This is a genomic window from Rhodanobacter sp. A1T4, from assembly GCF_014207185.1.
Lineage (GTDB): Bacteria > Pseudomonadota > Gammaproteobacteria > Xanthomonadales > Rhodanobacteraceae > Rhodanobacter.
Genome location: NZ_JACHCP010000005.1, coordinates 382,162 through 395,548 on the forward strand (window position 1 = coordinate 382,162; position 13,387 = coordinate 395,548).

The window sequence follows — 13,387 nt, forward strand, 5'->3', positions numbered from 1 at the left end:
TTCCGCAACAAGGCCTTTCCATGCCGCAACTGTCCGTTGTCGTTCCCGTATTCAATGAGCGCGACAACATTCCGCCGCTGCTCGCCGAAATCACGACTGCCCTGCGCGGTCTGATCGAATTCGAGGTGATCTACGTCGATGACGACTCCATCGACGACAGCCGGGCGGTGCTGGCCGCACAGAAGGTGCTTCATCCCGAGCTCCGCGTATTGCATCACGTGACGCGCAGCGGCCAGAGCACGGCGGTGTGGAACGGTGTGCGTGCGGCCAAATCGCCGTGGATCGCCACGCTCGATGGCGATGGCCAGAACGATCCGGCCGATATTCCCAAGCTGTTGGCCGCACGCGATGCGGCGTCCGCCGATCTGCGCCTGTTCGCCGGTTGGCGCACCACGCGCCGCGACAGTTTCAACAAGCGCATATCCTCCAAGATCGCCAACGCGGTACGTTCGCGCATGCTGAAGGACGCCACGCCGGATACCGGCTGCGGCCTGAAACTGTTCGACCGCGAGGTGTTCCTGCGCCTGCCCTACTTCGACCATATGCATCGTTACCTGCCGGCGCTGGTCAAGCGGGCCGGTTTTGCTTGTCAGAGTGTGCCGGTTGGCCATCGTCCGCGCACTGCCGGTGTATCCAAGTACGGCATGCTTGATCGGCTGTGGGTTGGTCTGGCCGACCTGCGCGGTGTGGCGTGGTTGATGCGCCGTGGCAAGGTCACGCGCATCGAAGAGCTTTGAGGCTGCGCTGCGCGCCTTAACTTTGATGTTTCTAACGCGGCTGGTGTGAAACCGGCTTCCAGGTCGACAAGGCTGCACGCGCACGTTGCCGGCCCAGTTCGATCAGCTCGCGGGCGCGGTAAAACTCATATGCCGTCGAGGCGTTGCGCGGCATCTGGATCAGTAGATCTGGTGCGTAAGCCGCCAGTCGTAGCCGTGACAGATTGGCCTGCATCAGGTCCATCGACTGGTTGAGCAGCTCGAACGCGCCAGGCTCGCGTGGCTTGGGTTCGCCGTGCGGCATCAGTCGGCTGAAGAACTCACCAATGCGGTGCCGGGTACCTTGCGCCTCGGGTTCGTCCAGCTCTAGGGTATCCACCGGCGCGAACTCGGCAGGTCCGTCCACACTCACGGCCATCAGGTAGTCGGCGGTTTCGCGAATCAGCGGTGTCACCGGGAGTGGGTTCAACAAGGCGCCATCGACCAGTACACGCCCGTTGAGATGATAGGGGCGAAACACGGTGGGAATCGCGATCGACGCGCGGATCGCATCGAACAACGAGCCGCGCGTCAGCCACACCTCACGCTCGCGCTCCAGATCGGTAGCCACGGCGGTGAAGGCTAACCGCAGTTCCTCGATACAGGTGTCGCCGATCAGCTCCAGCAGGGTGCCCATGATCCGCTCGCCCTTGATGAAGCCGCCGCCGGAAAATGTCCAGTCGAGCAGTTTCAGCACGTCGAACTTGGCCAGCGTCGATACCCAGTCGCGATAGACCTCGAGCTTGCCCATCGCATAGATGCCGCCGATCAGCGCGCCCATCGAGCAGCCCGCGATAGCGATGATCTCGAAACCCTGCGCCTCGATCTCCTCGATCGCACCGATATGCGCCAGTCCTTTCGCGCCACCCGCGCCGAGTGCCAGTGCCACGGTCGGTCGACGCGGTACCGACAGCGCGGCCGGTGAGGCGGTGGGATCGGCAATGTCGGTGTGTTTCATGCGTTGCTTTCGATCTGGGTAGAGAAAGTATTTGCCATCGACGCCACGTTGCCCTGCGGTGATGTGCGGTACCGCACGAAGGGCGGGCGGGTCGGGAATCGGTTGCCACCCGCGCTGCTGCCTAGCATGAGCGCACAACAAATCCGCGGCAAGCAAGGCCGCACTGCACGCGCGCCACCCGCGTTAACGTTGCTAATCGAATGGCGGGGCCAATCGCGACGATCAGACGTTCTGTTGATACCCACTCATCGCAAGCTGCAGCAGGATTTTCATTTCCTCGCGCAGCGGCAGCGGTGAAACGATCTCGGCATCGGGCCCGTACTTGAGCACGTCCATCAGCAATTCGCGCGAGTTGGAGTAGGGCACCTGCAGCTCGTAACGGCCGTCGGGCAACCACTCGCCGCGTTGCTGCGAATGCCAGTGCTCGTCGGCGACCCAGCGCGCGGCGTGCTGCGAGAAACGGATGGTGGCCCAGGCTTTGGGCTTGCCCGCAAAAATGCCGTAGCTCGAGGCCAGCAGGTCATTGAGATCGTTCTCGGCCACGTCGATAGCGGCGGTATCCAGTGCCTGCGGTTCAACGATGCGGTCCACCGCAAAACTTCGCAGAGCTTCGCGATCGTGATCCCACACGTCGAGGTACCAGTTGTCGCGATAGTGGGTCAGCCGCTGCGGCGATACGGTGCGTCGACTGTCGGTATTGGTGGTGCGCGCGCGATAGCGAAAACGCAGCTGGTGCCGTTTCAGCACAGAACCGGCGACGATGCGAAACACTTGCTGGTTGAGCTTGCGCTCGCCCCATGGAATGACGCGGATGCGCTCGATCGGCAACACTTCGCCACTGTCTCGGTCGGACAGCAAGCCCTCAATGCGAGCCTTGAAAGGTGCCAGCGCACCGGCCAGCACGCCGGCACCGGAGCGACCGATCAGCTCGTTCAGCGCCAGCAGTGCGGCGAGTTCATCGGAAGTCAGCCACAGGCCGGGCAATTCGAAACGTTCGCCCTCGCCGACCTCGTAGCGAAAGGCAGCCTGGTCACCGCCGGCACTCTCGACAGGTGCGCCCAGCGCGTCGCGTAAAAACGCGACGTCGCGATAAAGCGTGGCACGCGAGCATTCCAGCTCGTCGAGCAAGGTGGACAGGGGAATCGGGTAATGCGCCGATTTGAGCAGTCGGTGCAGAGTGGAGATGCGTTCGTAGCGGTCCATGTGCCTGATCGGAGGGTGTCGGGAATGAAAGCGTTTGTAGCATGGTTGTGCCCGCCGCGCGGTCATTGGGCCATGTCTATAATCGACTGGCAAAGCCGCAGGATTTCGCGGTTTTCCCGCTGCGCCGCAGCACATTGTTCATTGCAAGTTCAAATCGTGCCGTTAAGGTAAGTGATTACTATTCTTTAACAAATGGATCGTCAACTGATGAAAAAGACCCTGATCGCCTGTGTTTTGCTGGCTTCCATGGCAAGTTTCGCCGTGCAGGCCGACGATGCCGCAGCTCCTGCCGCCGGTGCTGATGCCAGCAGCAATGCGGCCAACAATGGCGGCTGGAGTGGTTCGGGCGAGTTCGGCTTCGCTTCGGCTACCGGCAATACGCGTTCGCAGAACGTCAACGGCAAGCTCAACCTGAATCAGGAGAACGAGCAGTGGAAGAACAACTTCTACGTCGATACGTTGCGTGCAAAAAGCCAGCAATCGGTGGTCAATGCCTCCGGCGCCACCGTTGAACAGTTCAATGAAACCGCCAACCGCTACGACGGCGGCGCTTCGGTCGGCTACAAGCTCGACCCGCGCAGCTATATCGTGACGGCTGTGCGCTATGAGCATGACGATTTCGGCGCCAACATATGGCAGGGCGTGGTGTCGGTCGGTTATGGCTACATTGCGCTGAAGGACGACGCCAACGAGCTGTCGTTCGAAATCGGTCCGGGTTACAAGCGCTACCGTCCGGCCGTTGAAGACACCCTGGTCGGAGGGGTCGAGGTGCCGCAAGAGGCCAATGGTACGCAGAGCGAGGCAATCGCCCGTGGCCTGATCAACTACAAGCACAAGCTAACCGACAACACCTCATTCGAAGATACGTTCCTGACGGAAGCAGGCTCGAAGAACACCTACGCGCAGAACGATGCCGGTGTCTCTATCAGCATGACCAAGAAACTGGCGGTGAAGGTCGGTTTCCAGGTGCGTCACAACACCAACGTGCTGCCCGGTATCCGCAAGAACGATACGCTGACCACGACCAATATCGTCTACAACCTCTGAAGCGTTTGACCGTTGCTGAGCAGATAAAGTAGATCGAGAAAAGTAGATGAGAAAAAGCCCCGTTGCTCGAGCAACGGGGCTTTTTGTATGCCGGGCTTACAACCCGAGCAGTTCGCCAGCACCCTGGGCAATCAAGGCGGCTGCCACCTCCTGCCCCAGCGCCACGGCATCGTCGTCAACACGCGTGGCTTCGGCGTGTAGGAGCTGGCCCGTGCTGGCGTCACCGACCATGCCACGCAGGTGCAGGCCGCGTTCGCCCAACACGCACCAGGCGGCGACAGGTACGATGCAGCTACCGCCCAGCGCCTGATTCATTGCCCGCTCGGCGGTGACGGTCAGACGCGTGTCGGCGTCATCCAGGGCGGCCAGTAACGCCAGCGTGTTGGGATTATCCGAGCGCGCCTCGATCGCAATAGCCGCCTGGCCCGGCGCGGGCAGCCAGGCCGGCGGCGTCAGCCGTGTGCGGATACGCGCGGCAAAGCCCAACCGCTCCAGTCCCGCGCAGGCCAGCACGATGGCGTCGTAACCACCGGCGTCCAATTTGCCCAGTCGCGTGCCGACATTGCCGCGCAGATCGAGCAGCTCCAGATCAGGCCGCACGGCGCGCAGCAGCGCCTGCCGTCGCAGTGACGACGTGCCGACTCGTGCACCCTGCGGGAGGGCGGCCAGATTGGCGTAGTGGTTGCTGACGAAGGCATCGGCAGCATCGGCGCGCGGCAGGATCGCCGGCAGGGTAAAGCCGGGTTCAAGCGTAACGGGCACGTCTTTCAGCGAATGGACGGCCAGATCGGCACGCCCTTCCATCATGGCGACTTCCAGTTCCTTGAGAAACAGCCCCTTCCCGCCGATTTCCGCCAGCGACCGATCCAGGATTTCATCGCCCCGCGTCGACATTGGTACCATGTCCACTGACAGTCCCGGATGCGCCACGCGCAAGGCGGCCGCCACATGCTCGGCCTGCCACAAAGCCAGCGGGCTCTTGCGGGTGGCGATACGCAGGATGGAAGGGTTCATTGGAACTCCGCGACGTTCAGCAGGGTCGTATTGTCGCGTAGTTTCCAACACTCGCGTGCGCGGCAGGGCGTCTGGGCTGAAGGCGCCGCTGCTGTCACGCCAAGAGCCAGCCATATACGATGGCGGTGAACCCATCGGAGTACTTCATGCAAAGCGGCAACCCGGCACTCAACAAGAACACCTTCCTCGACGCGGCCAGCGGTATGGTTGTGTCGCGCGATGGCGAGGCCATGACGCTCAACGGTACCGTCAACAAGACCGGTCTGTTGCTGATCCTGGTCTTGATCGGCGCGATGTTCAGCTGGAGTCATTTCACCGGGCCGGGCAGTGTTCCGGCGATGCTGCCGTTGGCGCTTGGCGGTGCCGTCGGCGGTCTGGTGCTTGGGCTGATCACCTCATTCAAGAAAACCTGGGCACCGGTCACCGCACCGCTGTACGCGTTGGCAGAGGGTGTTTTCATTGGCGCGTTGTCGGCAATTTTCGAAATGCGTTATCCAGGCATCGTGGTACAGGCGGTCGGGCTTACCTTCGGCACCATGGCGGCGTTGTTGCTGGCGTATCGCAGCGGGTTGATTCGCGCCACCGAAAAACTCAAGCTCGGCATCGTTGCGGCCACCGGCGGCGTGATGCTGCTTTATCTGGCCAACTTTGCAATGGGCTTCTTTGGCCACTCGATTGGTTTCATCAACGGTCACAGCACGATCGGCATCGTGTTCAGTGGTGTGGTCGTGGTGATCGCTGCGCTCAACCTGATTCTCGATTTCGACATGATCGAAACCGGCGTCAACGGTGGTGCGCCGAAATACATGGAGTGGTACGGCGCGTTCGCGCTGGTGGTTACCTTGGTCTGGTTGTATCTGGAACTGCTGCGGCTGCTGTCGAAGATCCAGTCGCGGAACTGAGACTTTGACAAGCAGTGCCACGGGTTCAGGCTTGAACCCGTGGCACGAACGTCGTCTTGAAAGTTACGCCTTCAGCAGGGCCTTCGCGCGCTTGACCACGTTGTCGACCGTGAAACCGTATTCGGGCAGCAGCACGCCAGCTGGTGCCGAGGCGCCGTAGCGATCGATGCCCAACACGTCACCGTGCGGGCCGACGTAACGGTCCCAACCCATCGGTACGCCCATTTCTACCGCGAGCTTCGCAGCGACATCCGGCGGCAGCACCTCATCGCGATAACTTTGCGGCTGGGCTTCGAACAGATCCCAGCTTGGCATCGACACGCAGCGCACCGCCACGCCTTCGGCCTGCAGTTTTTCAGCGGCACCAACGATCAGATCGACCTCCGAACCGGTGGCGATCAGGATAAGTGTCGGCTTGCCATCTTTGGCATCGCTGAGCACGTACGCGCCCTTGCGCAGCCCTTCGGCGCTGGCAAATTTCGTACGATCGAGGATCGGCAGGTTCTGCCGGGTCAGCGCCAGCAATACCGGCCGCTGGCGTGTTTCGACAGCCACCTTCCAGGCCACTGCGGTTTCGTTGGCATCGGCCGGCCGGATCACCGTGGTATCGGGAATCGCACGCAGGCTGGCCAGCTGTTCGATTGGCTGATGGGTCGGGCCGTCTTCGCCGACGGCGATGCTGTCGTGGGTGAAGATGTGCACCACGTGCAGTCCTGACAGCGCCGCGAGGCGGATCGTCGGACGCATGTAATCGGAGAAGATCAGGAAGGTCGAACCGTACGGAATGAAACCGCCGTGCGCGGCCAGTCCGTTGACCACCGCTCCCATCGCATGTTCGCGCACGCCGAAATGCACATTGCGGCCTGCATGGCTCCAGCCGGCGCTATCCGAACCCTGGGTATCCTGACCTGCTTTGGCGGCGAGATTGAAGTCGCCGAATCCTTTGAGATTGGTGTAAGTGGAGGAATCCAGATCCGCCGAACCACCGACCAGCGCCGGTAGCTTTTCCGCAAACGCGTTCATCACCTTGCCACCGGCGACGCGCGTGGCGATGCCTTTGGCATCCGCGGGGAACACCGGGATATCCGCATCCCAGCCAGCCGGAAGCTTGCCCTGCAGACGATCGTTCAGTTCCTTCGCCAGCTCCGGGAAGGCCTTGGTGTAGACGTCCAGACGTCCCTTCCACTCCGTCTCTTCCTTCGCACCACGATCCAGCGCTTCGCGGAAATGCTTCAGTGCCGGCTCGGGAATCAAAAAGTCCGGCTGCACCGGCCAGCCCAGCTTTTCCTTGGTCTTCTTCACATCCTCGACGCCGAGCGGCGAGCCGTGCGCTTTGAACGAGCCCTGCTCGGGTGAGCCGAAGCCGATCTGCGTGCGCACCAGAATCAAGGAAGGCCGCGCGGTATCCGCACGGGCTTTGTCGATGGCGGCGTTGATCGCAGCGATGTCATTGCCGTCAGCCACCGTGATGGTCTGCCAGCCATAGGCTTCGAAACGTTTGGCGCGATCTTCGGTAAAGGCGATATCGGTGCCGGCGGCCAGGCTGACGTAGTTGTCGTCGTACAGACAGATCAGTTTGCCCAGTTGGAGATGTCCAGCCAGCGAGGCGGCTTCGGAGGCAACGCCTTCCATCAGATCACCGTCGCCGACGATCGCCCAGGTGTGGTGATCGATGACGGTATGGCCATCGCGGTTATAGCGCGCGGCCAGATGCGCCTCGCCGATCGCCATGCCGACCGCGTTGGCGATGCCCTGGCCCAACGGCCCAGTCGTGACCTCCACGCCTGCGGTGTGGCCGCGCTCGGGATGGCCCGGTGCCTTGCTGCCCCACTGGCGAAACTGTTTGATGTCGTCCAGTGAGAGGGCGTAGCCGGTCATGTGCAGCAGGCTGTAGAGCAGCGCCGAGCCGTGGCCGGCTGACAACACGAAACGGTCGCGATTGGCCCACTCGGGATTGCTCGGGTGATGCTTGAGATGGTGCGTCCACAGCGCGTACGCCATCGGTGCGGCGCCGAGTGGCAGGCCAGGATGGCCGCTATTGGCTTTTTGCACCATGTCGACCGAGAGAAAACGGAGCGTATCGATGCATTGTTGATCGAGCGAAGAAACCGTCATGGGATGTCCTTGCGGGGAGGGGGCGGAGATGAGGCAGGCTCACAGCATGAAGCTACGCGGGTAAAGCTGCCGTCAAGTTTTGTGTGGTGTCAGCCGGAAGTGCATGCCGTGTTCGCCGGACTAACCGGCGTTTCCAATCAGCGTGCCCACGCCGGCGGTAACGGCCATAGCCAGCGCGCTCCAGAAACCGATGCGCAATGCACCGGTGAGCATGCTGGCGCCACCAACACGCGCCGCCATGGCGCCAAGCAGCACGAGGAAAACCAGCGCGCCAAGAAAAACGCCGGGAATCAGAACAGCGGGCGGCGATATCGCAACGACCAGGATCGGCAGTGCGGCGCCTACCGAAAAACTGAGCGCGGATGCCAGTGCGGCCTGCAGTGGTCGAGCGCGTAAGGCTTCGGTAATGCCCAGCTCGTCGCGTGCGTGCGCTTCCAGTGCATCGTGGGCCATCAATTGCGCGGCGACCTGCGTGGCCAGCGCCGGCTCGAGGCCACGGCTGACATAGATGGCGGCCAGCTCCTTGTGTTCGCCATCGCTGTCGGTACGCAGTTCGTGCCGCTCTTTCGCGAGTTCGGCATTTTCGGTATCAGCCTGCGAATGCACGGATACGTATTCGCCAGCGGCCATCGACATCGCGCCGGCCACCAGCCCGGCGGCGCCAGTGACGAGAATGCTGGCGTGACTGGCATGCGCCGCCGCCACACCAAGGATCAGGCTCGCGGTGGAGACGATGCCGTCGTTCGCACCCAACACCGCCGCGCGCAGCCAGCTGATGCGTGCAGTGACATGACGTTCGGCGTGTTTGCGTGAGCGCAAGCAGTGATCCTTCAGAAGCTTATCAGGTCGGACAAATCGCCGACGGGTTCGAGCCACTGGCGTCGACCCGATAATCCATCATGCGCCGCCTAACGAGGCGTCGACGATCTTCTGCGCCTCGGCCAGGATGTCCTTCAGATGCTCCTTGCTCTTGAAGCTCTCGGCGTAAATCTTGTAGATCGCCTCGGTGCCGGACGGGCGCGCGGCAAACCAGCCACTGGGAGCGATGGCCTTGATGCCGCCAATCGCCGCACTGTTGCCTGGCGCCTTGTCGAGCACCTGGGTGATCTTTTCACCGGCCAGCTGGTCGCTGTGCAGCTGGTCCGGCGAGAGCTTGGCCAGCTTGGCCTTCTGTGCCGGCGTGGCGGCGGCCTCGACGCGATCGGCAAACGGCTCGCCCAGGTCCTTGGTCATCTGCGCATACAGTTCGCCGGGATCCTTGCCATGGCGGGCAGTGATTTCGGCCGACAACAGGGCCGGTACCAGGCCATCCTTGTCCGTCGTCCACACCGAACCATCGCGGCGTAGCAGCGAGGCGCCGGCACTCTCTTCGCCGCCGAAGCCAAGCGAGCCGTCGAACAGGCCTTCGGAAAACCACTTGAAGCCGACCGGCACTTCGTAGAGCTTGCGGCCCAGCCGCTTGGCCACGCGATCGATCATGGCGGTGCTGACCACCGTCTTGCCGATGGCCGCCTTGTCGCTCCACTGCGGCCGGTTCTGGAACAGGTAGTCGATCAGCACCGAAAGATAATGATTCGGTTCCATCAGGCCGTTGCTGCGCGTGACGATGCCGTGGCGATCGTGGTCGGTGTCGCAGGCGAACGCGACGTCGTACTTGTCCTTCAGCACGATCAGCCGCTGCATCGCGTATTTCGACGAGGGGTCCATGCGGATCTGACCATCCCAGTCCACCGTCATGAAGGCGAACTGCGGATCGACGGTGTCGCTGACCACGGTAAGGTCGAGCTTGTAGCGTTCGGCAATCGGCGCCCAGAAATGCACGCCGGCACCACCCAGTGGATCGACGCCCATGTGCACGCCGGCGCTGCGGATGATGTCGAAGTCGATCATGTTGCCGAGGTCGGTTACATACGCGTCGAGATAATCGTGTGTGTGCGTGGTCGAGGCTTTGCTTGCCTGCGCGAACGGCACGCGCTTGACCTCTTTCAGGCCGCCTTCGATCAGCTGGTTGGCGCGGTCCTGCACCCAGTTGGTGATGTCGGTATCGGCCGGGCCGCCGTTGGTCGGGTTGTACTTGAAGCCGCCGTTGTCCGGGGGGTTGTGCGACGGCGTGATCACGATGCCGTCCGCAAGCCCCTTCGTGCGGCCCTTGTTATAGGTGAGGATCGCGTGCGAAATCGTCGGTGTGGGCGTGAACTCGCCCTTGGCCGAGATCATCGTCTCGACGCCGTTCGCCGCCAGCACTTCCAGCGCGCTCTCGAATGCCGGTTGCGACAGCGCGTGCGTATCGAAGCCGATAAATAGCGGGCCGTCGATGCCCTTGCTCTGGCGGTACTCGCAGATCGCCTGACTGATCGCCAGGATGTGCCATTCGTTGAAGCTGCGCTGGAACGAGCTGCCGCGATGGCCGGAGGTGCCGAACGCGACGCGCTGCGCGGCTTCACCCGGGTCAGGCTTCAGATCCGAGTAGGCAGCCAGCAGTTTCGCGATATCGACCAGGATCGATGTCGGCGCCGGCTTGCCAGCAAGCGGGCTGATGGTCTGGCTCATTTCGACGCCGCCGGTGAACGAACGTCCTTGAGCCGCCCATCGCGGAGCTGGCGGTAGCGGTGGATCAACGTGTTGGTCGAGCTGTCGTGCCCGAGCTTGGGCTCGTCTTTCGCGGTCAGCTCGGCAATGGTGGTTTTGGCCAGCTGCTTGCCCAGTTCCACGCCCCACTGGTCGAACGAGTCGATGTTCCAGATCGTGCCCTGCACGAACACGCTGTGCTCGTACAGCGCGATCAGCGTGCCGAGGATATGTGGCGTCAGGCGTGAGGCGAGAATCGTATTGCTCGGACGGTTGCCCTCGAATGTGCGATGCGGTACCAGTGCTTCGGCAGTACCTTCGGCCAGCACCTCCTCGGCGGTCTTGCCGAAGGCCAGCGCTTCACCCTGGGCGATCAGGTTGGCCATCAGCAGGTCGTGCTGATCGCCGGCAGGATGGTCGCTGCCATCGTGCACGGGCAGCGGGTTCAACGTCTGACCGAAGCCGATGAAATCGCACGGCACGATGCGCGTGCCCTGATGGATCAGTTGATAGAACGAATGTTGGCCGTTGGTACCGGGCTCGCCCCAGTAGATCGGGCCGGTGGCGTAATCGACCGTGCTGCCGTCGAGCGTGACGTGCTTGCCGTTGCTCTCCATGGTCAGCTGCTGCAAATACGCCGGGAAGCGCTTCAGGTACTGCTCATACGGCAATACCGCGACGGTGGCGGCGTCGAGGAAATTGTTGTTCCAGACCGCCAGCAGGCCCATCAGCGCGGGCAGGTTGCGCTCCAGCGGCGTCTTCCGGAAATGCACGTCCATCGCGTGGAAACCGGCCAGCATCTCGCGGAAATGATCCGGGCCAATGGCGATCATGGTCGAGAGGCCAATCGCCGAATCCATCGAGTAGCGGCCGCCGACCCAGTCCCAGAAGCCGAACATGTTGGCCGTGTCGATACCGAACTTGGTCACTTCCTCGGCATTGGTGGAGACAGCGACGAAGTGCTTGGCGACCGCCATGCCTTCGTCGTCACCGCTGGCATCCAGCGCCTTCAGCGCCCAGGCGCGTGCAGCGTGCGCGTTGGTCAGCGTTTCCAGCGTAGTGAAAGTTTTCGAGCAGACGATGAACAAGGTTTCGGCCGCATCCAGGTCGCGCGTGGCTTCGGCGAAATCGGTGCCGTCCACGTTGGAGACGAAGCGGAAGGTGATGTCACGCTGGCTGTAATCGCGCAGCGCCTCGTAGGCCATCACCGGGCCGAGATCCGAGCCGCCAATGCCGATGCTGATGACGTTGCGGATGCGCTGGCCGCTGTGGCCCAGCCAGGCGCCGCTGCGCACCTTTTCGGCGAACGTGGTCATGCGATCGAGTACGGCGTGCACATCGGGCACGACGTCCTTGCCGTCGACCAGGATCTTTTCGCTGGCCGGCGCACGCAGCGCCACGTGCTGCACGGCGCGCTTTTCGGTGATGTTGATCTTGTCACCGCTGAACATCGCCTCGATCCGCCGTGGCAGATCACACGCCTCGGCCAGTTCGCGCAGCAGGCGCAGCGTGTCGGCATTGACCCGCTGCTTGGAATAGTCGAGGTAGAGGCCGACCGCTTCGGCGGTCAGGGTCTGACCGCGTTCGGCATCGGCGGCAAACAATTCGCGCAGGTGTTGCTGGCCGATCTGCGCGAAATGTTTTTGCAGCGCCTGCCACTGCGGTCGCGAGACGAGAGGTGAGCTACTCATTTCAGTGCGGGTCCTTTCGATTGGTCTTCGAGCTTGCCGGTCTTGTCGACGATCCGCTTCAGCAGCTCTTCCCAGGATTTGACGAAGGACGCGGCGCCTTCCTTCTGCAGCTGGGCCGCCAGTGCATCGATATCGACGCCGGCCTTGGTGATCTTGGAGAGCATCTCTTCGGCTTCCTTGCCATCGGTCGGCATCACGCCATGCAGTTGGCCGTGTTCGGCAAACGCGATGAGGGTCTTTTCCGGCATGGTATCGACAGTGTCGGGCGCGGCCAGCGCACTGACGTACAGCGTGTCGGAGGCGGCTGGATCCTTGGTGCCGGTGCTCGCCAGGAGCAGGCGCTGCGGTTTGGCGCCGGCGGCGGCCAGCTTCTTCCAGCGCGGTGACTCCAGCAGCTCGCGATAAGCATGATAGGTCTGCTGACACACGGCGATGCCGAGCTTGTTGTGCAGCTCGTCGGGCAACTGCTTGTTACTGGCGACGTCCCAGCGGCTGACAAAGACCGATGCGACCGAGCCGACGTCCAGATGCTGGCCGGCCTCATGCCGACGCTCGAGGCCACGTATATAGGCCTCGGCGGAGGCCAGATAATGTTCACGCGAAAACAGCAGGGTCACGTTGATCGGAATACCGAGGAAAATCGCTTCCTCGATCGCCGGAATGCCTTCAGGCGTACCGGGAATTTTCACGAACAGGTTTTCGCGCTGTGCCAGCGAGTGGATTTCCTTGGCCGCTTCGATGGTGCCGGCCGTATCGGCAGCCAGCAGTGGGGAGACTTCCATCGAGACCCAGCCGTCGACCTCGTGGGTCGACTTGAAAATCGGTGCGAACAGGTCGGCGGCGCGGCGAAGGTCTTCCAGCGCCAGTTCGTTGAAAAGCTTTTCGCCGGAGAGGCCGGCCAGTGCCTTGGCGTGGATACCGGCATCGTAGGCATCGCCACCACCGATCGCGGCGTCGAAGATGCTGGGGTTGGAAGTGAGGCCGGTAACCGAGTCCTCGGCGATGTAGCGCGCCAGTGTGCCGTCGTCGAGCAGGGTGCGGGTGATGTTGTCCAGCCAAAGGCTCTGGCCGAGATCATGCAATTGCTGGGTCGCTTTCATGCTTGCTCCTGAAATTCGCGTTGTTGCCGATGCA

The 13,387-nt window shown here is 62.4% G+C and carries 11 protein-coding genes; 3 read left to right on the forward strand and 8 right to left on the reverse strand.

Annotated elements, in window-relative coordinates:
* The first annotated feature begins 20 nt into the window (after positions 1-20).
* Positions 21-737, forward strand: a complete 717-nt coding sequence (locus tag HDE80_RS12530; protein ID WP_184671292.1) for a glycosyltransferase family 2 protein — start codon at positions 21-23, stop codon at positions 735-737.
* A 31-nt stretch (positions 738-768) separates the two neighbouring features.
* On the opposite strand, the gene HDE80_RS12535 is transcribed toward HDE80_RS12530, so the two are convergent.
* Positions 769-1,713 carry a patatin-like phospholipase family protein gene (locus tag HDE80_RS12535; RefSeq protein ID WP_184671294.1) on the reverse strand — a complete coding sequence of 315 codons (945 nt, stop codon included), beginning with the start codon at positions 1,711-1,713 and terminating at the stop codon, positions 769-771.
* A 222-nt stretch (positions 1,714-1,935) separates the two neighbouring features.
* A complete protein-coding gene (locus HDE80_RS12540; RefSeq protein WP_184671296.1) occupies positions 1,936-2,916 on the reverse strand; it encodes a YafY family protein in 981 nt (326 codons plus the stop codon).
* 207 nt (positions 2,917-3,123) lie between these two features.
* On the opposite strand from HDE80_RS12540, the gene HDE80_RS12545 reads away from it, so the two are divergent.
* Complete coding sequence (locus HDE80_RS12545) at positions 3,124-3,963, forward strand: DUF481 domain-containing protein (protein WP_184671298.1); 840 nt, start codon at positions 3,124-3,126, stop codon at positions 3,961-3,963.
* Between the two features lie 96 nt (positions 3,964-4,059).
* On the opposite strand, the gene hemC is transcribed toward HDE80_RS12545, so the two are convergent.
* On the reverse strand, positions 4,060-4,977 hold the full coding sequence (gene hemC / locus HDE80_RS12550) for a hydroxymethylbilane synthase (protein WP_184671300.1): 918 nt from the start codon (positions 4,975-4,977) through the stop codon (positions 4,060-4,062).
* Positions 4,978-5,123: 146 nt separating this feature from the next.
* Between hemC and HDE80_RS12555 the strand changes: the two genes are divergently transcribed.
* Positions 5,124-5,879 (forward strand): Bax inhibitor-1/YccA family protein, encoded by a 756-nt coding sequence (locus HDE80_RS12555; protein ID WP_184671302.1) that lies wholly within the window; start codon positions 5,124-5,126, stop codon positions 5,877-5,879.
* A 63-nt stretch (positions 5,880-5,942) separates the two neighbouring features.
* Here HDE80_RS12555 and tkt read toward each other — a convergent pair whose 3' ends face one another.
* The 5 genes from tkt to tal form a co-directional block, all read right to left on the reverse strand.
* A complete protein-coding gene (tkt, locus tag HDE80_RS12560; protein ID WP_184671304.1) occupies positions 5,943-7,994 on the reverse strand; it encodes a transketolase in 2,052 nt (683 codons plus the stop codon).
* A 120-nt stretch (positions 7,995-8,114) separates the two neighbouring features.
* A complete protein-coding gene (locus tag HDE80_RS12565) occupies positions 8,115-8,813 on the reverse strand; it encodes a VIT family protein (protein ID WP_221437548.1) in 699 nt (232 codons plus the stop codon).
* Between the two features lie 78 nt (positions 8,814-8,891).
* On the reverse strand, positions 8,892-10,544 hold the full coding sequence (gene pgm, locus HDE80_RS12570; protein ID WP_184671306.1) for a phosphoglucomutase (alpha-D-glucose-1,6-bisphosphate-dependent): 1,653 nt from the start codon (positions 10,542-10,544) through the stop codon (positions 8,892-8,894).
* A complete protein-coding gene (pgi, locus tag HDE80_RS12575) occupies positions 10,541-12,253 on the reverse strand; it encodes a glucose-6-phosphate isomerase (RefSeq protein ID WP_184671308.1) in 1,713 nt (570 codons plus the stop codon). The genes pgm and pgi overlap by 4 nt, the downstream gene beginning before the upstream one ends.
* Positions 12,250-13,353, reverse strand: a complete 1,104-nt coding sequence (gene tal, locus HDE80_RS12580; protein ID WP_184671311.1) for a transaldolase — start codon at positions 13,351-13,353, stop codon at positions 12,250-12,252. The genes pgi and tal overlap by 4 nt, the downstream gene beginning before the upstream one ends.
* Between the last annotated feature and the right edge of the window lie 34 nt (positions 13,354-13,387).

Coding starts and splice junctions, on each gene's coding strand:
- HDE80_RS12555 (WP_184671302.1), top strand. CDS start 5,124: ATGCAAAGCGGCAACCCGGCACTCAACAAGAACACCTTCCTCGACGCG.
- tal (WP_184671311.1), bottom strand. CDS start 13,353: ATGAAAGCGACCCAGCAATTGCATGATCTCGGCCAGAGCCTTTGGCTG.
- pgm (WP_184671306.1), bottom strand. CDS start 10,544: ATGAGCCAGACCATCAGCCCGCTTGCTGGCAAGCCGGCGCCGACATCG.
- HDE80_RS12530 (WP_184671292.1), top strand. CDS start 21: ATGCCGCAACTGTCCGTTGTCGTTCCCGTATTCAATGAGCGCGACAAC.
- pgi (WP_184671308.1), bottom strand. CDS start 12,253: ATGAGTAGCTCACCTCTCGTCTCGCGACCGCAGTGGCAGGCGCTGCAA.
- hemC (WP_184671300.1), bottom strand. CDS start 4,977: ATGAACCCTTCCATCCTGCGTATCGCCACCCGCAAGAGCCCGCTGGCT.
- HDE80_RS12535 (WP_184671294.1), bottom strand. CDS start 1,713: ATGAAACACACCGACATTGCCGATCCCACCGCCTCACCGGCCGCGCTG.
- tkt (WP_184671304.1), bottom strand. CDS start 7,994: ATGACGGTTTCTTCGCTCGATCAACAATGCATCGATACGCTCCGTTTT.
- HDE80_RS12540 (WP_184671296.1), bottom strand. CDS start 2,916: ATGGACCGCTACGAACGCATCTCCACTCTGCACCGACTGCTCAAATCG.
- HDE80_RS12545 (WP_184671298.1), top strand. CDS start 3,124: ATGAAAAAGACCCTGATCGCCTGTGTTTTGCTGGCTTCCATGGCAAGT.